General features: G+C 71.9%; 15 protein-coding genes. 10 read left to right on the top strand and 5 right to left on the bottom strand.

Annotated elements, in window-relative coordinates:
* The first annotated feature begins 74 nt into the window (after positions 1-74).
* Together OG432_RS08925 and OG432_RS08920 are read left to right on the top strand one after the other, a co-directional pair.
* Positions 75-1775 carry an acyl-CoA mutase large subunit family protein gene (locus tag OG432_RS08925; protein WP_328309488.1) on the top strand — a complete coding sequence of 567 codons (1701 nt, stop codon included), beginning with the start codon at positions 75-77 and terminating at the stop codon, positions 1773-1775.
* A gap of 200 nt (positions 1776-1975) precedes the next feature.
* The gene (locus OG432_RS08920) at positions 1976-3532 is read left to right on the top strand and encodes an MFS transporter (protein ID WP_328315046.1); all 1557 of its coding nucleotides are present in this window, start codon (positions 1976-1978) and stop codon (positions 3530-3532) included.
* Between the two features lie 73 nt (positions 3533-3605).
* On the opposite strand, the gene OG432_RS08915 is transcribed toward OG432_RS08920, so the two are convergent.
* On the bottom strand, positions 3606-4991 hold the full coding sequence (locus OG432_RS08915; RefSeq protein ID WP_328309486.1) for a sensor histidine kinase: 1386 nt from the start codon (positions 4989-4991) through the stop codon (positions 3606-3608).
* A complete protein-coding gene (locus tag OG432_RS08910; protein WP_328309484.1) occupies positions 4988-5683 on the bottom strand; it encodes a response regulator transcription factor in 696 nt (231 codons plus the stop codon). The genes OG432_RS08915 and OG432_RS08910 overlap by 4 nt, the downstream gene beginning before the upstream one ends.
* 63 nt (positions 5684-5746) lie before the next feature.
* On the opposite strand from OG432_RS08910, the gene OG432_RS08905 reads away from it, so the two are divergent.
* On the top strand, positions 5747-6892 hold the full coding sequence (locus tag OG432_RS08905) for a UDP-N-acetylglucosamine--N-acetylmuramyl-(pentapeptide) pyrophosphoryl-undecaprenol N-acetylglucosamine transferase (protein WP_328309482.1): 1146 nt from the start codon (positions 5747-5749) through the stop codon (positions 6890-6892).
* Positions 6889-7899: a GDP-mannose 4,6-dehydratase gene (locus tag OG432_RS08900; protein ID WP_328309480.1), complete on the top strand. Its 1011-nt coding sequence runs from the start codon at positions 6889-6891 to the stop codon at positions 7897-7899. Before OG432_RS08905 ends, OG432_RS08900 begins: the two co-directional genes overlap by 4 nt.
* A gap of 4 nt (positions 7900-7903) precedes the next feature.
* Here the strand turns inward: OG432_RS08900 and OG432_RS08895 are convergent, their stop codons facing one another.
* Positions 7904-8086: a hypothetical protein gene (locus tag OG432_RS08895; RefSeq protein WP_328309478.1), complete on the bottom strand. Its 183-nt coding sequence runs from the start codon at positions 8084-8086 to the stop codon at positions 7904-7906.
* A gap of 84 nt (positions 8087-8170) precedes the next feature.
* The gene (locus tag OG432_RS08890; protein WP_328309476.1) at positions 8171-8806 is read right to left on the bottom strand and encodes a TetR/AcrR family transcriptional regulator; all 636 of its coding nucleotides are present in this window, start codon (positions 8804-8806) and stop codon (positions 8171-8173) included.
* Positions 8807-9119: 313 nt separating this feature from the next.
* On the opposite strand from OG432_RS08890, the gene OG432_RS08885 reads away from it, so the two are divergent.
* The 6 genes from OG432_RS08885 (at position 9120) to OG432_RS08860 (ending at position 15450) form a co-directional block, all read left to right on the top strand.
* The gene (locus OG432_RS08885) at positions 9120-10091 is read left to right on the top strand and encodes a tetratricopeptide repeat protein (RefSeq protein ID WP_328309474.1); all 972 of its coding nucleotides are present in this window, start codon (positions 9120-9122) and stop codon (positions 10089-10091) included.
* A 645-nt stretch (positions 10092-10736) separates the two neighbouring features.
* Positions 10737-11411 (top strand): DUF6230 family protein, encoded by a 675-nt coding sequence (locus tag OG432_RS08880; protein ID WP_328309472.1) that lies wholly within the window; start codon positions 10737-10739, stop codon positions 11409-11411.
* 111 nt (positions 11412-11522) lie between these two features.
* Positions 11523-12041 carry a DUF6114 domain-containing protein gene (locus tag OG432_RS08875; protein ID WP_328309470.1) on the top strand — a complete coding sequence of 173 codons (519 nt, stop codon included), beginning with the start codon at positions 11523-11525 and terminating at the stop codon, positions 12039-12041.
* Positions 12031-13422, top strand: a complete 1392-nt coding sequence (locus tag OG432_RS08870) for a hypothetical protein (RefSeq protein ID WP_328309468.1) — start codon at positions 12031-12033, stop codon at positions 13420-13422. The genes OG432_RS08875 and OG432_RS08870 overlap by 11 nt, the downstream gene beginning before the upstream one ends.
* A gap of 152 nt (positions 13423-13574) precedes the next feature.
* Positions 13575-13826 (top strand): hypothetical protein, encoded by a 252-nt coding sequence (locus OG432_RS08865; protein ID WP_328309466.1) that lies wholly within the window; start codon positions 13575-13577, stop codon positions 13824-13826.
* A gap of 160 nt (positions 13827-13986) precedes the next feature.
* Positions 13987-15450: a nitronate monooxygenase gene (locus OG432_RS08860; RefSeq protein ID WP_328309465.1), complete on the top strand. Its 1464-nt coding sequence runs from the start codon at positions 13987-13989 to the stop codon at positions 15448-15450.
* On the opposite strand, the gene OG432_RS08855 is transcribed toward OG432_RS08860, so the two are convergent.
* The gene (locus OG432_RS08855; protein WP_328309464.1) at positions 15429-16658 is read right to left on the bottom strand and encodes a D-alanyl-D-alanine carboxypeptidase family protein; all 1230 of its coding nucleotides are present in this window, start codon (positions 16656-16658) and stop codon (positions 15429-15431) included. The genes OG432_RS08860 and OG432_RS08855 overlap by 22 nt on opposite strands.
* Positions 16659-17059: the final 401 nt, after the last annotated feature.

The raw sequence follows: 17059 nt of genomic DNA, 5'->3' as shown, positions 1-17059 counted from the left end.
ACCCCACCGCCGCGCGACCAACGCGTGGCGGTCTGCCATCGACATTTACTAGGACGTCCAAGTAAATTTGAGGCATGGACGCTGACGCGATCGAGGAAGGCCGCCGCCGCTGGCAGGCCCGTTACGACAAGGCCCGCAAGCGCGACGCGGACTTCACCACACTCTCCGGGGACCCCGTCGACCCCGCGTACGGGCCCCGGCCCGGCGACACCTACGACGGGTTCGAACGGATCGGCTGGCCCGGCGAGTACCCCTTCACCCGGGGCCTGTACCCGACCGGCTACCGGGGCCGCACGTGGACGATCCGGCAGTTCGCCGGGTTCGGCAACGCCCAGCAGACCAACGAGCGCTACAAGATGATCCTGGCCGCGGGCGGCGGCGGCCTGAGCGTCGCCTTCGACATGCCGACCCTCATGGGCCGCGACTCCGACGACCCCCGCGCGCTCGGCGAGGTCGGCCACTGCGGCGTCGCGATCGACTCGGCCGCCGACATGGAGGTCCTCTTCCAGGACATCCCGCTCGGCGACGTCACCACGTCCATGACCATCAGCGGACCGGCCGTGCCGGTGTTCTGCATGTACCTCGTCGCCGCCGAGCGCCAGGGCGTCGACCCGGGCGTCCTCAACGGCACGCTCCAGACCGACATCTTCAAGGAGTACATCGCGCAGAAGGAGTGGCTCTTCCAGCCCGAGCCGCACCTGCGCCTCATCGGCGACCTGATGGAGCACTGCGCGCAGGGCATCCCCGCGTACAAGCCGCTCTCCGTCTCCGGATACCACATCCGCGAGGCCGGAGCGACGGCCGCGCAGGAGCTGGCGTACACCCTGGCCGACGGCTTCGGGTACGTGGAACTCGGCCTCAGCCGGGGCCTGGACGTCGACGTCTTCGCCCCCGGCCTCTCCTTCTTCTTCGACGCCCACGTGGACTTCTTCGAGGAGATCGCCAAGTTCCGCGCGGCGCGCCGCATTTGGGCCCGCTGGATGAAGGAGGTGTACGGCGCGCAGTCGGACAAGGCGCAGTGGCTGCGCTTCCACACCCAGACCGCCGGGGTGTCGCTGACCGCGCAGCAGCCGTACAACAACGTCGTACGCACCGCGGTGGAAGCCCTCGCCGCGGTCCTCGGCGGTACCAACTCGCTGCACACCAACGCCCTCGACGAGACCCTCGCCCTGCCGAGCGAGCAGGCCGCGGAGATCGCGCTGCGCACGCAGCAGGTGCTGATGGAGGAGACCGGCGTCGCCAACGTCGCCGACCCGCTCGGCGGCTCCTGGTACGTCGAGCAGCTCACGGACCGCATCGAGGCGGACGCGGAGAAGATCTTCGACCAGATAAAGGAACGGGGCACGCGGGCGCACCCCGACGGACAGCACCCCATCGGTCCGATCACCTCGGGCATTCTGCGCGGCATCGAGGACGGCTGGTTCACCGGGGAGATCGCGGAGTCCGCCTTCCGCTACCAGCAGTCCCTGGAGAAGGGCGACAAGCGGGTGGTCGGCGTCAACTGCGCCCACGGCTCGGTCACCGGCGACCTGGAGATCCTGCGGGTCAGCCACGAGGTGGAGCGCGAGCAGGTGCGCGAGCTCGCCGCCCGCAAGTCGCGGCGCGACGACGCCGCGGTGGCGGCGGCGCTCGACACGATGCTCGCCGCGGCGCGCGACGGTTCGAACATGATCGCCCCGATGCTGGACGCGGTACGGGCGGAGGCGACCCTGGGCGAGATCTGCGGGGTGCTGCGCGAGGAGTGGGGCACGTACACGGAGCCCCCCGGCTTCTGAGCCCCGGCTTGTGAGCCCCGGTTCGTGATACCCGGTTTGTGAGCCCGGCCCCCCGCGGGGGGCCGGGCCGCTCGCCCCCTACGGATGCGACACTTCGCGAACCGTCCGAGAATGTTGGGGTGAGTGGCACCCCTTCGGCTCAGGGCGCAGCCGCTGAACCGGCGCCCAGGACCCCGAACCAGACGCTGGCCCTCGCCGCGATGCTCTTCGCGGTGGCGATGACGTTCATCGACCAGACGATCGTCTCCATCGCCGCCCCGGACATCGTCAACGAGCTGGGCCTGTCGGCATCGGGCATGCAGTGGGTGGTGAACGCCTATCTGCTGTCGCTTGCGGCGTTCTTCGCCCTCGGCGGCCGTCTGGCGGACCTCTTCGGTCCCCGCCGGATCGTCATCATCGGCAGCCTCGTCTTCGTCGTCTCCTCCGTGCTCTGCGGCTGCGTCCCCAAGGGGGGCTTCGCCCAGAGCTGGATGATCATCTTCCGGGCGACCCAGGGTTTCGGGGCCGCGCTGCTGTTCCCCGCGGCGCTCGCCGTGGTGGTCTCCGTCTTCCCGGTGGAGCGGCGGGGCAGGGCCCTGGCCCTGTTCTTCGGGCTCTCCGGCGCGCTGACGGCCATCGGCCCGCTGCTGGGCGGCTGGCTGACGTCATGGACCTGGCGGGCGATCTTCTGGGTGAACGTGCCCGTCGCCGTCGTGGCGCTCGTCCTGACCGTGATGGCCCACATCTCGGACAAGCGACGCGACGAAACCCTGGACGGCGTCGGTGCGGTCCTCATCGCGGTCGGGATGGGGCTGAGCGTGCTCGGCTTCCAGCAGGCCGCGTCCTGGGGCTGGGGCAGCGGGGCGACGTGGGGCTGCATCGCGGGCGGTCTGGTGGTCCTCGTCCTGTTCTGGCGCTACGAACGGAACAAGCGTCATCCGCTGGTCAACCTGGCGGTCTTCCGCGACAAGGCCTTCACCGTGGACTCGCTCGTGCTGTTCTTCGCCATGCTGGCCTTCGTCCCCGTCTTCTTCTTCGCCTCGGTGTACGCCCAGGTCTCGCTGAGCGCCTCTCCCAACCAGGCGGCGCTGTACCTGCTCTACTTCTTCGCGGGCTTCGCGATCGCCTCCCAGTGGGGCGGCCGGATCCTGGACAAGAAGGGCGCCCGGCCGGCCATGAAGATCGGCACCATCGTGGGTGCGGTCGGATTCGCGCTGTGGGCAGGCCAGTTGACCCACCTGTCGATGCACGACCAGTGGCCCTACGTCGCGCTGGCCGGCGCGGGCATCGGTTTCATCCTCGCGCCCGCCTCGACGGACGCGGTCAACCGGTCGATCGGAGCCTCGTACGGCGAGGTCACCGGCATCACCCAGACGGTGCGCAACTACGCGGCGAGCGTGGGCCTTGCGGTGCTGGGCGCGCTCCTCACCCACCGGATGACCGAGAACGTCGTCTCCACGCTCACGTCCCGCGGTCAGTCGCCCGCCGCGGCACGCCAGGTGGCCAAGGGGATCGCCGAGGCGGTGACGGGCAACGGCGACGCCCGCGGGCCGACCGGGACGGGGGCCGCGGCGACCGCGGCGCGGGACTCGATGTCGAGCGTGCGGATGGATTTCGCCGAGGCGAATCAGTGGGTCTTCTACGGCATGGCCATCGCGCTCGGCATCGCTTTCCTCATCTGCCTGCGGCATCCCGGAGGCAAGGGGGTGCCGGCGGCGCCGCTGACCGGGACCCAACCAGAACCGGCCCCCACCCCGAGCACCCCCACCACCCCCTGACCTCGCCCGCGCGGTTCCCCGCGCCCTTCAGGCGCGATACGGGGTCTGGGGCGGCGCCCCAGGGGGTCGGGGGTCAGCCGGGGGGCAGGGTCAGGCGGAACAGGGCTCCGCCCCCGGCCGCCCGCTCGGCCGTCAGCTCCGCCCCGTGCGCCCGAGCAACCTGCCGGGCCATCGCAAGCCCGAGCCCCGACCCCGGCAACGCCCGAGCCTGCTCCGCCCGGTAGAACCGGTCGAAGACATGAGGGAGGTCGGCCGGCGCGATCCCGGGCCCGTGATCCCGAACCGTCAACTCGCCCGAGGCAAGCACCACTTCGACCGGCACCCCCGCAGGGCTGAACTTCGCCGCGTTGTCCAGCAGATTGGAGATCAGCCGGGCAAGCCGGGCAGGAACCCCCGGCAACGTCACCGAAGCGTCCACCAGCTCCAGCTGGAACGGCGTCGCGGGCCAGTGCGCCCGCGCGGTGTCGACGGTGTGCGCGAGGAGCGGGGCGAGCCGCACCTCCTCGAGGAGCGGCGTGGGCTCCTCGTCCCGAGCCAGGTCGATGAGGTCGTTGACCAGCACGGACACCTCCCGGATCTGACGGCCGAGCGCCGCCGAGGCCCGCTCGCGCTGCGCCGGCGTCAACCGCTCGGCCCGCGCCAGCAGTTCCGCGTTGGTGCGCAGCGCGGTCAGCGGCGTCCGCAGCTCGTGGGACGCGTCGGCGACCAGACGCCGTTGGGCCGTCACCGACTGCTCCAGCTCGCCCAGCATCGTGTTGAAGGAGGCCGCGAGCCGTGTGACCTCGTCCTCCTTGTCGGGCGGCCCCGGCGGAAGCTCGATGCGGTGGCTCGGGTCACGGGTGGCCGCGATGTGCTCGGCCGTCGCGGTGAGCCGGGCCACGGGGGCCAGACCCGTACGGGACACCCAGTAGCCGAGCGCCGCGGCGAGCAGCACCCCCGCCGCGCCGACGCCGCTCAGCAGCCCCGCCGCCTGACCCACTCCCTTGCGCACCAGGTCCGAACGCAGCGCCACCTGAAGGGACTTGTCGCCCCCCGGAAAGGTGGTGGTGAGCATCCGGGCGGGCAGCCCGTCGGGCAGCGTGATGTTGGTGTAGTACGCGTTGCGGGTGCCGGCGGCGACCTCGCGCACGGGCGGGGCGACCGGCAGCAGATAGGGCTTCGAGGGGTCCTTGGCCGGGTCGGCCGGGACCACCTGCGCGCACGCCGGTGCGGACAGGTAGCGGCACTCGCCCGCCAGCACGCCCGGACCCGCGCCCCGGTTCTGCTGGATGGCCAGCGTCACCGACTGGGTCAGGTTCAGGTCGAGCTGGTGGAACAGCTCGTAGCGGATCACGAAGAACGCGGCCGTGCACACCCCGACCGCGACCAGCGCCACCGCGGCGGACGCGGCCATCGCGAGCCGGGTGCGCAGCGGGCGGTGCCGGCGCCAGCGGGCACCGAGCCGGCGCCGGGAGCTCACGAGGCGTCCAGCCGGTAGCCGACCCCGTGCACCGTGTGGACCAGGCGCGGCTCGCCCGCCGCCTCCAGTTTGCGGCGCAGGTAACCGACGTACACCGCGAGGGAGTTGGAGTCGGGTCCGAAGTCGCGGCCCCAGACCAGCTCGTGGATCAGCTCCCTCGGCAGGACCTGCCCCGGGTTGCGCAGAAGCAGTTCGAGCAGCGCGAATTCGGTGCGCGTGAAGTCGATCGGCCGCTCGCCCCGCCGGGCGGTGTGCGCGACCGGGTCGAGCACGAGATCCGCGTACCGCAGTTCCTGCGCCTCGCCCGGGTCGGGGGCGGTGCGGCGGAGCAACGCCCGTACACGTGCGATGAGTTCGTCGAGGGCGAAGGGCTTGACCAGGTAGTCGTCGGCGCCCGCCTCCAGGCCGTCCACCCGCTCGCTCACCGAGTCGAGCGCGGTCAGGACGAGCACGGGGGTGCGGTCGCCCATGGCGCGCAGCTGGCGGCAGACCCCGAGGCCGTCGAGGACCGGCATCATCACATCGAGGACGATCGCGTCGGGCCGCCAGGCGGCCACCTCGGACAGGGCCGCGAGCCCGTCCGGGGCGCCGTGGACCTCGTACCCCTCCACCGCGAGGCCGTCCTCGACGGCCGCCCTTACCTCCGGCTCGTCGTCGACGACGAGAATTCTGACCGCGCGCGTGGTGCTCATGGGCAAAGCCTGCCAAACGCGGCTCTTAGAACCCTCTTAAGCCGCCCCGTGAACCTCGGTGCCATGCGCACACCATTGTCAGTAGTGATCGGGGCGGGCGGTACCGGCGGGCACATCTACCCCGGGCTCGCGCTCGCCGAGGCGCTGCGGCGGGCCGTCCCCGACGCGGTGATCTCCTTCGTCGGCACGACCCGGGGCCTGGAGGGCACGCTCATACCGGGCGCCGGGTACCGGCTGCACACCGTCGACATGATCCCCTTCGACCCCTCGCTCGGCGCCAAGCGGTACCTGCTGCCCGCCGCACTGCTGAAGTCGGGCGCACAGTGCCGGTCCCTCCTCAAGGCCCAGGGCGCCCAGGTGGCGGTCGGCATGGGCGGCTACCCCAGCGCGCCCGTCATCGTCGGCGCCAAGATGGCCGGGCTGCCCAGCCTCATCCACGAGTCCAACGCGGTGCCGGGCCGCGCCAACCAGTTCGCGGCCCGGCTCACCTCGAACATCGCGGTCGCCTTCGACCGCAGCCGCGCCCATCTCTCCGGCGGCCAGGACGCCGTCACCACCGGCATGCCCATCGCCGCCGCGCTCGCCTCGCTCGACCGGACGGCGCTGCGCACCGAGGCCCGCAGGGTCCTGGGCGTGCCGCCGGGCGCGCGGCTCGTCCTCGTCAACGGCGGCAGCCTGGGCGCGGCCCGGCTCACCGCGGCGGCGGTCGGCCTCGCCCATCGCTGGCGCGACCGGGCCGACGTCCACCTCCTCATCAAGACAGGACCCGCGCAACTCGCCCACACTGAGCGGCAGTTGACCGGCATGCCGGGCGCGCGGGCCGTGCCCTACCTCGACCGGATGGACCTCGCGTACGCCGCCGCCGACCTCGTCGTGTGCCGGGCGGGCTCCGCGACCGTCGCCGAACTCGCCGCGACCGGTGTGCCCGCCGTCCTCGTGCCGTATCCGCACGCGCCCGGCGACCACCAGACCCACAACGCGCGGGTCCTGTCCGACGCGGGCGCGGGCCTGCTGGTGCCGGACGAGGAGACCACCGCGTTCCGCCTCGCGGGACTCATCGAACCGCTTCTCGCCGACCCCGCCCGGCTCGCCGCGATGAGCGGCGCCGCCGACCCCGGCAACCACGCCCGCGCCGCCGACCTGCTGGCCGCCCGGGTCCTCGAACTCGCCTCCCGCCCCACCTCGTCCCTCAAGGAGTACGCAGCATGAACACCACGACCGCCACCACCTCCATGTGGCACGGCCGCACCGTCCTCGTCACCGGAGCCGAGGGCTTCATCGGCTCCACCCTGGTCGACCTCCTGGTCGAACTCGGGGCGAACGTGCGGGCGTTCGTCCACTACAAGCCGTACGCCGACAAGGGTCACCTCGCCCACCTGATGAACCACCCCCGGGTGGAGATGCTCGCCGGAGACGTCCGCGACGCGGGCCGGGTCTCGGACGCGGTGGCCGGCTGCGACACCGTCTTCCACCTCGCCGCCCTCATCGGCATCCCCTACAGCTACGACTCCCCGGGCGCCTACGTCCAGACGAACGTGGTCGGCACCGAGAACATCGCCGAGGCCTGCCGCCGCCACTCCGTGCGCCGCCTCGTCCACACCTCCACCAGCGAGGTGTACGGGACCGCCCTGACCGCGCCGATCAGCGAGGAACACCCGCTCCAGCCGCAGTCGCCGTACTCCGCGTCCAAGATCGGCGCCGACATGATGGCCCTGTCGCACTGGCACGCCTTCGAGCTCCCCGTGACCGTGGTCCGCCCCTTCAACACCTACGGCCCCCGCCAGTCCGCCCGCGCCGTGATCCCCACCATCCTGGCCCAACTCCACGCGGGCGTACGGGAGATCAAGCTGGGCTCGCTGACCCCGACCCGCGACTTCACCTACGTCACCGACACCGCGCGGGGCTTCCTCGCGGTCGCGGAGTGCGACCGGGCGCTCGGCGAGGTCGTGAACCTGGGCACGGGCCGGGAGATCGCGATCGGTGACCTGGCACGGGCGCTCGTCGCGGCGTCCGGCCGCGAGGCCTCCGTGGTGGTGGACCCGGCCCGCCTGCGCCCCTCGGGCAGCGAGGTCGAGCGGCTGCTTTCGGACAACTCCAGGGCCCGCACGTGGGCCGGCTGGCAGCCGGAAGTCGACCTGGAGGACGGCCTGAAGCGGACGTCGGAATGGGTCGAGGAAAACCTGTCGCTGTTCGCGCCGGAGCGCTACCAGGTCTGAGCCCTCAGAAGAACACGGGGTGTCCTCGCACCGCGTGGAAGACGACCCACAGGGCGAGGACACCGACGCCGATGACGAGCAGCAGGAAGCACGTCAGGCATTGGCCGGCCACGCCGACCGGCTCGCGCCGCCCGCCCTCCTGATGAACACCGCCCGGTTCGTCGGGCCACCCCGGCACTCGTCCCATGGCCCGAGCCTGCCATTCCCGGGCCACGGCGGGGGAGCGGCGGGATCACGGACCGGTCGCACCGGGCGGCCGCGTCGCGCGGCCTCAGGCCGTCGCGGCGAGCCCCGAGCAGATGAGGAGGGTGAAGTCGCGGGCCCACTCCTCGTCCACCGGCTCCGCGCTCACCAGGGCGCGGTGCACCACCGCTCCCGCCACCACGTCGAAGATGAGGTCGGTGTGGCGGGCGGAGACCGCGGGGTCGTCCTCGTAGGGGAGTTCGCCGCGGGCCTGGGCGCGTTCGCGGCCCGCCAGAACCAGCCGCTTCTGGCGGTCCACGATGGCCGATCGGATCCGGCCGCGCAGCGCGTCGTCCCGGGTGGATTCGGCCACCACCGCCATCAGCGCCGTCTTCGCCTCGGGGCGTTCGAGCAGCGCGGCGAACTGGAGGACCACGCCCTCCACATCGGCCGTCAGGCTGCCCAGATCGGGGAGTTCGAGCTCGTCGAAGAGGACCGCGACCGCGTCCACGACGAGTTCGTTCTTGCCCGCCCAGCGCCGGTAGAGCGTGGTCTTGGCCACGCCTGCCCGGGTCGCCACGTCGCCCATCGTCAGCTTCGACCAGCCCAGGTCCACCAGCGCCTCGCGGGTCGCCAGCAGGATCGCGGCATCGGCCTCCGCGCTGCGGGGCCGGCCCGGACGACCCGTACAGGACGGTCGCGCGGCGCGGGATGAAGAAGGCATGACGGCGACCATACCGGCCGGTAGCAATCGCGCCAGGGGGCACGCGGTGTGCGCGAGATCACCCCGCGCTCCGGGCCCGCACCAGTTACGCTACGGCTCGTAGCGAAAGCCTTGAGCGGCCTTCCGCGACAACCACATGTCACAGGCGCCCGGGTGGGGACCCGGATGCCACAGGTAAGAACGCAAGACCGGCGCACGACCGGCGGCGCGTCCGTGGTGCCCGGCGTCTCGCAATCCGGCGGGAGACGCCGAGCGGGCCCGGATCCTGCCACCGGCGCACCACGCACCTGCGCGGAAGGGGGAGGATGTACGCATGCAGCCTAGGAACATGTCCATGAGCGGCGTCGTCGACCTCGCCGCGGTGAAGGCGGCCGGTGAGGCCAAGAGCAAGGCGGAGCAGGCGCGAGCCGAGTCCGCCCGGCAGGGCGGGGTCCCGGCGGTGACGCCGTCCGCGCTCGTCATCGATGTCGACGAGGCCACTTTCGAGCGCGACGTCCTGACCCGCTCCGCCGAGGTGCCCGTCGTCATCGACTTCTGGGCCGAGTGGTGCGAGCCCTGCAAGCAGCTCGGCCCGCTGCTCGAACGGCTCGCCGTCGAGTACAACGGCCGTTTCCTCCTTGCCAAGATCGACGTCGACGCCAACCAGATGCTGATGCAGCAGTTCGGGATCCAGGGGATCCCGGCCGTCTTCGCGGTGGTCGCGGGACAGGCGCTGCCCCTCTTCCAGGGCGCGGCTCCCGAGGCCCAGATCCGCGAGACGCTCGACCAGCTGGTGCAGGTCGCCGAGGAGCGCTTCGGCCTGACCGGCATCGCGGTGGACCCGAACGCGGCCGCCGCCCCCGCCGCGGAGGCACCGGCCCCGGTCGGCCCGTACGACGCCCTGCTCGAAGCCGCCGTGGTCGCGCTCGACTCAGGCGATCTGGCCGGCGCCGTCCAGGCCTACAAGAACGTGCTGAGCGACGACCCGGGCAACCCCGAGGCCAAGCTGGGCCTGGCGCAGGCCGAACTGCTCCAGCGCGTGCAGTCCCTCGACCCCGCGCAGGTCCGCAAGGACGCGGCGGAGAATCCGGCCGACGCGGCGGCGCAGATCGCCGCGGCCGACCTCGATCTGGTCGGCGGTCACGTCGAGGACGCCTTCGGCCGGCTCGTCGAAACCGTGCGGCGCACGTTCGGTGACGACCGCGAGGCCGCGCGCGTCAGGCTCCTGGAGCTCTTCGAGGTGATCGGCGGCGACGACCCGCGCGTCACCGCGGCCCGAACCGCGCTGGCGAGGGTGCTCTTCTGACCCACCTCCGAACGTCTTCGGATGTTCATGAACCTGTCACCGAGTGAGTCCCGAAACGCGGTATGCGGCGGACGATTTGGCGACAGAGAGACAAGAGGCGGCCGCGTTTTACCAAAACTTGGTAAACGCGGCCGCTGTTACTTCCAGTAAGTTGAGCCGCTTCTTACGTCCGCTTATCTGCGGTGATTTCCCCTTCTGTCCGGTCACTCGACAGCACCCTGTGTGCCCGCTCGATGCCCACCGGTCGTGCCTCGGTTATCAGCCCGTTACTGGCTAGTAATGACCCCCCTTGTGCCCCGGCTCGGAATGGACCACGATCGGCCACGCTCGGTCCAATAACGCACCAGCCCGACAGCCACTCGGCGCGGCCGCTGACTTGGGTCCCCACCGGGCCGGCCGGTGACAGTGGCACCGGCCGTGGACAGGGGGGTCTCTGCTCTCCGGCAGGGCCTGTCCAGAGGTTGCGCGAACGCGTGGCCAGTGGTTGTCGCTCGGGGGTGATCGCCGGTGTCGGACGAGGTGCGCGAGTCGTACGCGGTCGACCTCCCGCGCGTTCCCCTTCCCGAGGACGTAGCACTTCTCCCATCCCGTGACAGCCCTTGAGGGGTCCGTCCCGGAGATGTACGTCCGAGAAGGAGGAAAGTCATGGAGTCCCAAGTACGTGGCGGGACCAGATGGAAGCGGTTCGCTCTGGTCATGGTGCCGAGCGTGGCCGCGACGGCCGCGATCGGCGTCGGCCTGGCACAGGGCGCGCTCGCGGCGTCGTTCAGTGTGTCGGGCGTCGACTTCAAGGTGACGGCGAAGCAGCTGGACGGTCACAACCTCCTGCAGTACGGGAGTGTGGCCACCGGTAAGAACATGGACGGCACCAACGCGGTCCACCCGGTCGTCGTCTCCGGGTTCAGCAACGCGACGATCACCAACATGTGTCAGTCCGTCGTGCAGCCGCTGCCGTTCGGGCTCGGCGACGTGACGATGACGCTGAAGGCTGGTCAGGGCGACCAGAAGATCGAGGCGACCAACATCTACCTCGATGTGTCCGAGCTCTCCACCGACGCCGAGTTCAAGAACATCGACATCGGTGTCGCGGCGGGCGAGGGCAAGCGTGACGCGAACGGCAACGTCGTCACGAAGATCCAGCCGGGTGCGGACGGGAAGACGCCTGGCGGCAACCCGAACGGCTTCGCGCAGCGCGCCGACGAGGCGGTGCTGAACAACGTGACGCAGCGCGCGTGGGCGACCACCGCGGGCTCGTTCAAGCTCCCCGGGCTCAGCCTGAGCCTCACCGGGGGCAAGCACGAGTGCGAGCCGGCCAAGTAGCCAAGGCCTAGGCCCTTGACCGGTGGCCGACGAGTCTCCCCCCAGAGCCCGTCGGTCACCGGAAACCCTTCTCCACATCACAGCAATTGCGGTACCAGGGAGCTGTTTTCCATGAGCGCCGAGACCACGGGTTCCCGCGACGACCAGCACTGGTGGCTTCGTTTCCGGGCGTGGAGGGGCCGTCGGCCGTTCTGGGCCGGGCTCTTCACCATCGCCGGCGGCGTGCCCATCATGTACTTCCCGTACGCCAACATGCACCTCGGCAACGTCACGCTGGCCATGTCGACCACGGCCGGCGCGGGCTCGCTCATCATCGGCGTTCTGCTGGTAACGCTCGGCCTGACCATGTGGTTCCACAGCGTGGTGCGGACCTTCGCCGGCATCGCGGCGATCCTCCTGGCGCTGATCTCCATCCCCATCGCCAACATCGGCGGCTTCGTCATCGGCTTCCTGTTCTCCCTGTTCGGCGGCGCGCTCGCCTGTGCCTGGGTGCCGGCCAAGCCGCGGCGTGGGGACAAGCAGACGGAATCCACGGACGGCGCGCCCGCGCCCGATGGCGCGCCGGTGCCGACGACCGCCGCCACCGAAACGACAGTTGACGCCAACGGCGGGAGGAACAGTGCGGGGTGACGAGACGCAGCTGGACTCGACCGGAGGCGGCGACCCGCGGGCAAGAAGCGGGCCGCGTCACGCGGCCCCGAAGAAGTCGCTGCTGACCAAGTGGCACATGCCCGCGGGCAGGGCGATGGCACTCGCCGCCATGCCCACGGCCGTGCTGGTCGGGATGAGCCTCACGCCCAAGCTCGCGATGGCCGACGACAAGACGGACATCCCGTTCGCACCCGGCCCGTGTGTGACCCGCTCGGACAGCCCTTCGGGCTCGCCGAGCCCGTCGAGCAGCGCCTCGGGCAAGGCGTCGCCGAGCCCGTCGGCGTCGAAGTCGGCCGACAAGAAGGCGGACGACAAGGCGACGCCGGACACGAAGACGCCCACGCCCACCGCGTCCGGCTCGGCGGGTGACGCCGTCGACAAGCTCCTGAAGCCGGCGGCCGAGCCCGGGGACCAGCACGGCACGGACCAGCCGAGCACGGCGCAGTCGACCGCGAGCCAGGCCGCCACGCCGACGCCCGCGAAGAAGCCCAACCCGCTCGACCCGCTGGGCCTCGGTGACGCGCTCAAGGGCCTGTTCGGCATCCACGACACGCCGGCCCCGACGCCCACCGCGAGCGCCTCGACGCCGCCCGCGCCGAAGCCCTCGGCGAGCACGGCGACGCCCAAGTCCTCGGCCAAGCCGTCGACCAAGCCCGCGGCGAGGACGGCCAAGCCGAGCACCCCCGAGTCGAAGACGGACGACAAGCCGACCGGCACGGCGCTGGACAGGACGACGGAAGCGATCAAGAAGGCGGCCGGTGAGGCGGGCCAGAAGGTCGCCGAACTCCCGGACGCGGCGAAGGGGCTGGACCCCAAGGCGGACCCGGCGATCCCGGACGGCGCCAAGCCGGCCTTCCCGTGCCCGACCGCCGACCCGAAGGCGCTCGCCGCGGCCAAGCAGGACAGTGGCGTCCCGACGCTGCCCACCCAGCCGTGGATCCTCAAGTCCTCGCTGCTCACCCTGGGCGGCCTGAACTACGAGGGCATCGTCGAGGTCAAGGCGGGCGACACGACGAAGAAGGTCCTCAAGTTCACGGCGTCCACCGTGGACATCAAGGACCTGGACCAGCAGGTGTACGGGCCCGAGGTGAACGGCAAGCCCACCACGGCCCATGTCGTGGCGCGCTCCGGCTCGACCTCGACGATCCGCAACGGCACGGTGACGATGTACACGGAGGAGCTGAAGGGCAACCTCTTCGGCCTCATCCCGATCACCTTCAGCCCGGCGACCCCGCCCCCGCTGAACGTGCCGTTCGCCTTCTTCACCAACGCGACGGTCCGCCAGGCCGGCCAGTTCGGCGGCACCCTGACCGTCCCCGGCCTGCACAACTACATCACGGACGGCAACCCGAGCACCTAGCGTCAAGCAGGAGTACGACCAACGTGGTTGAACCGTGGCCCGCGCCCTTCAGGAGGCGCGGGCCACGGCTGCGTCGTGCTGGGTACCCCTCCGACGGGCACGCCATCGGCCCCGGGGCATGATGATCTGCCTGTCCACAAGGAGGGTCACCCGTGATCATCGGGGTTTTCGCAATCGTCGGGCTTGTCGCGCTGTGGTGCGGGGCGAGTCTGGCCTTCAACGTACGAGGGATCGCCGTGGCACGAGCCGAGGCCGTACGGCAGCGGAACGGCATGCGGCTCGACGCGGTGTACTCGGGAGGGCGGTGGGCGCGCCCCGGGTACTACCGCCTCCTCGGTGCCGTCCTCATGCTCGCCGGCGCGGTCATCGTGATAGCCGCCTACGCGCTCTGGCACCTCGGCTGAGGAACGTCATCGCGGCAAGGGTCGCACGGCACGCCAAGTGGGGACCTTCGGCGGACATCCGTGGAGGCGGGGTGACCGACACTCGGAAGCAGCAACCTACGGTTCCGTAGGTTCAGCGCGCCGGCCGTCCGGCGTGCCCCCGCGAAGAACGGACCGCCGCATGCCGACGCCACCCCGCCGCCCCCAGCCCGTCATCATCCAGGGCGGCATGGGCGTAGCCGTCTCCGGGTGGGAGCTGGCTCGGGCCGTGGCGGGGCGGGGGCAGCTCGGGGTGGTGTCCGGGACCGCGCTCGACGCCGTGCTCGCGGGGCGGCTCCAGCTGGGCGATCCCGGCGGGCACATGCGGCGTGCCCTCGCCGCCTTCCCCGTGCCCGGGGCGGCCGCGTACGTACTGGACCGCTACTTCGTCGAGGGCGGCATCGCGCCCGGCGAGCGGATGCGGGCCATGGCCCGGCTCCGGCTCGACCGGGGTGAGCACGCCGAACTCCTCACCGTGCTCGGCAACTTCGTCGAGGTGTGGCTCGCCAAGGAGGGGCACGACGGGCTCGTCGGCGTCAACTACCTCGCGAAGATCCAACTCGCCACCGCGCCGGCGTTGTTCGGCGCGATCCTCGCCGGCGTCGACCACGTCCTGGTCGGCGCCGGGATCCCGGGGGAGATCCCCGCCCTCGCCACCCGGCTGGCCCGCGCCGAACCCGTCACCACGCACGTCACCGTCGAGGGGGACGACGAGCCCCTCCCGTACACGTTCGACCCCCGAGGCGGCCGCATGGCCCAACTGTGCCTTGAACAGGGCGTGTTGAGGCGGCCCGACGTCCTCGCCATCGTCTCGCTGCCCGTCCTCGCCTCCTACCTCGTGCGCGACCCCGCCACCCGGCCCGACGGGTTCGTCATCGAGACGCACCGGGCCGGCGGGCACAGCGCGCCGCCACGCGGCAAGCTCGTTCTCGACGCGGCGGGGGATCCCGTCTACGGGCCGCGCGACCACCCCGACCTCGCCAAGGTCGCGGCCCTCGGCATCCCGTTCTGGCTCGCGGGCGGCGCCGCGCACCCCGCTCGGCTCGCTGCTGCGCGGGCGCTCGGGGCCGAAGGCGTGCAGCTCGGCAGCGTGTTCGCGCTGTGCGAGGAGTCGGGGCTGCGCGACGACCTGCGCACAGAGCTGAGGACGCGCGCCCGTGCCGGGACGCTGCGGGTGCGCAACGACCCCCGGGCCTCGCCGACCGCGTTCCCCTTCAAGGTCGCCGAGCTGCCCGGCACCCTCTCCGACGAAGCGGTACGGGCGGCCAGGCGGCCCGTGTGCGACCTCGGCTATCTGCGCACCCCCGCGCGGGCCGAGAGCGGCGCCCTCGTCTACCGTTGCGCCGCCGAGCCCGTCGCCGCGTACGTCCGCAAGGGCGGCGACGCGGCGGACACCGCCGGACGCGTGTGCCTGTGCAACGGGCTGCTCGCGACGGTGGGACTCGGCAGGCGCAGGGCCTCGGGCACGGACGAGCCGCCGATCGTCACCATCGGGCAGGACCTCGCCTTCCTCGACGACATCAGCCCGGACGGCCGCTCCTACACGGCCGCCGACGTCATCGACTGGATGACCGGGGCCCGGGTTCAGCTCGCCGCGTCGGTCTGAGCGTCCCTGCGCCTGCGGCGGGTCAGGACCAGGACGCCGGCGCCGCCGGCCACGACCACGGCCGCGCCGATCCCGGTCCAGCCGAGCGCGCCGATCCCCGAGTCCGCCGAGCCGGCCCGCGCGCCTTCGGGGAGCGCTAGTCCGGTGGCCGGCTTCGGCGGGTCGAGGGTGCCGACCGGCTTGGCCTTGCCGGCCGCGGAGAAGCCCCAGTCCAGGAGCTGGCGCATCTCGGTGTAGACCTTGTCCCGCTTGTTCTCCTGCGGGTTCATGACGGTCACCAGGATGGTGTGGCCGTCGCGCCGGGCCGCCTCGGCCAGGGTGTTGCCCGCGTTCGTGGTGTAGCCGTTCTTGCCGCCGATCAGTCCGGGGTACTTGGCCACCCCGTCGATCCCCGAGAGCAGGCGGTTGGTGTTGGAGATGCCGAAGGGCTTGCCCTTGGTGTTGGGCCCGCCAGGAAAGTCGGCCGACGCCGTGCCGCAGTACTCCGTGAAGTCCTTGCTCTTCAGGCCCGCGCGCAGGAACAGCGTCAGGTCGTACGCGGAGGACACCTGGCCGGGCGCGTCATAGCCGTCCGGGCTCAGCACATGGGTGTCGAGCGCGTGGAGGCCATCGGCCTTCTTCTGCATGTCGGCGACGGTCTTGTCGATGCCGCCGTTCATCGCCGCGAGCACGTGCACCGCGTCATTGCCCGAGCGCAGGAAGACCCCGCGCCACAGGTCGGGCGACTGGTAGGTCTGGCCCGGCACGATACCGACCGCGCTGCTGCCGTCGCCCATGCCCTTGAGGTCCTCGTCGCTCACCTTGCGGCTCGCGTCGTGCGGCACCACGGGCAGCACCGTGTCCGCGAAGAGCATCTTCAGGGTGCTGGCCGGGGGGAGCTGCCAGTGCGCGTTGCGCGCCCCGAGCACTTGGCCGGTGTCGGCGTCCGTCACCATCCACGAGAGGGCGGAGAGGTCCGGGGGCAACGCCGGTGCGCCCACGCCTAGTTGATCGCCGGGCCTGCCCAACTGGTCGCCGCCCAACGTCGACATGTGCGCCGGCGGCGCCTTCTTCGCCTCGCCGCCCGGCGCTCCGGGCGTCGCCGACTTGGGCGGCTGCGCGGGATGGCCGCTCGCCACGGCCGGACCGGCGGCGGCGCCCGCGGCGACCGCGGTGGCGGTGAGCGCCACGAGTGCGCGTCGGGCCTGCGGCGATATGGGAAGACGCATGCACGCGAACGTACCGCAGGAGTTGTCACGGAATTGACCCCTCCGACCGTGGAATTCGCCACGCCCAGATCATGGAACGAGCGAGCACCACAGCCCGTCCGCACGCCGCCGTGCCCACGAGGCGGGCCGCACCGGGCGCCCTGCCAAGGTCCGTCCCCCTGGGGGCGCGGGGAACTGCGCGGGATGCGGGCACGGTCCGCACCTGGCCCCCGGACCTGCGCCCCGCAGGCCGAGGCGGGCCGGACCGGGCACCCCGGGAGGGACCGCCCACCTGGGGGCGCGGGGAACTGCGCGGGAAGCGGGCACGGTCCGCACCTGGGCCACCGGGCCTGCGCCCCGCAGGCCGAGGCGGGCCGCCCTGCCCACCCCGGGAGGGACCGCCTACCTGTGGGGGCGCGGGG

The sequence above is a fragment of the Streptomyces sp. NBC_00442 genome, from assembly GCF_036014195.1.
Lineage (GTDB): Bacteria > Actinomycetota > Actinomycetes > Streptomycetales > Streptomycetaceae > Streptomyces.
Note: the sequence above shows the minus strand (reverse complement) of the source record. Positions and strands in the feature narration are given on the sequence as shown.

Coding starts and splice junctions, on each gene's coding strand:
- OG432_RS08925 (WP_328309488.1), top strand. CDS start 75: ATGGACGCTGACGCGATCGAGGAAGGCCGCCGCCGCTGGCAGGCCCGT.
- OG432_RS08920 (WP_328315046.1), top strand. CDS start 1,976: ATGCTCTTCGCGGTGGCGATGACGTTCATCGACCAGACGATCGTCTCC.
- OG432_RS08910 (WP_328309484.1), bottom strand. CDS start 5,683: ATGAGCACCACGCGCGCGGTCAGAATTCTCGTCGTCGACGACGAGCCG.
- OG432_RS08905 (WP_328309482.1), top strand. CDS start 5,747: ATGCGCACACCATTGTCAGTAGTGATCGGGGCGGGCGGTACCGGCGGG.
- OG432_RS08900 (WP_328309480.1), top strand. CDS start 6,889: ATGAACACCACGACCGCCACCACCTCCATGTGGCACGGCCGCACCGTC.
- OG432_RS08895 (WP_328309478.1), bottom strand. CDS start 8,086: ATGGGACGAGTGCCGGGGTGGCCCGACGAACCGGGCGGTGTTCATCAG.
- OG432_RS08890 (WP_328309476.1), bottom strand. CDS start 8,806: ATGCCTTCTTCATCCCGCGCCGCGCGACCGTCCTGTACGGGTCGTCCG.
- OG432_RS08885 (WP_328309474.1), top strand. CDS start 9,120: ATGCAGCCTAGGAACATGTCCATGAGCGGCGTCGTCGACCTCGCCGCG.
- OG432_RS08880 (WP_328309472.1), top strand. CDS start 10,737: ATGGAGTCCCAAGTACGTGGCGGGACCAGATGGAAGCGGTTCGCTCTG.
- OG432_RS08875 (WP_328309470.1), top strand. CDS start 11,523: ATGAGCGCCGAGACCACGGGTTCCCGCGACGACCAGCACTGGTGGCTT.
- OG432_RS08860 (WP_328309465.1), top strand. CDS start 13,987: ATGCCGACGCCACCCCGCCGCCCCCAGCCCGTCATCATCCAGGGCGGC.
- OG432_RS08855 (WP_328309464.1), bottom strand. CDS start 16,658: ATGCGTCTTCCCATATCGCCGCAGGCCCGACGCGCACTCGTGGCGCTC.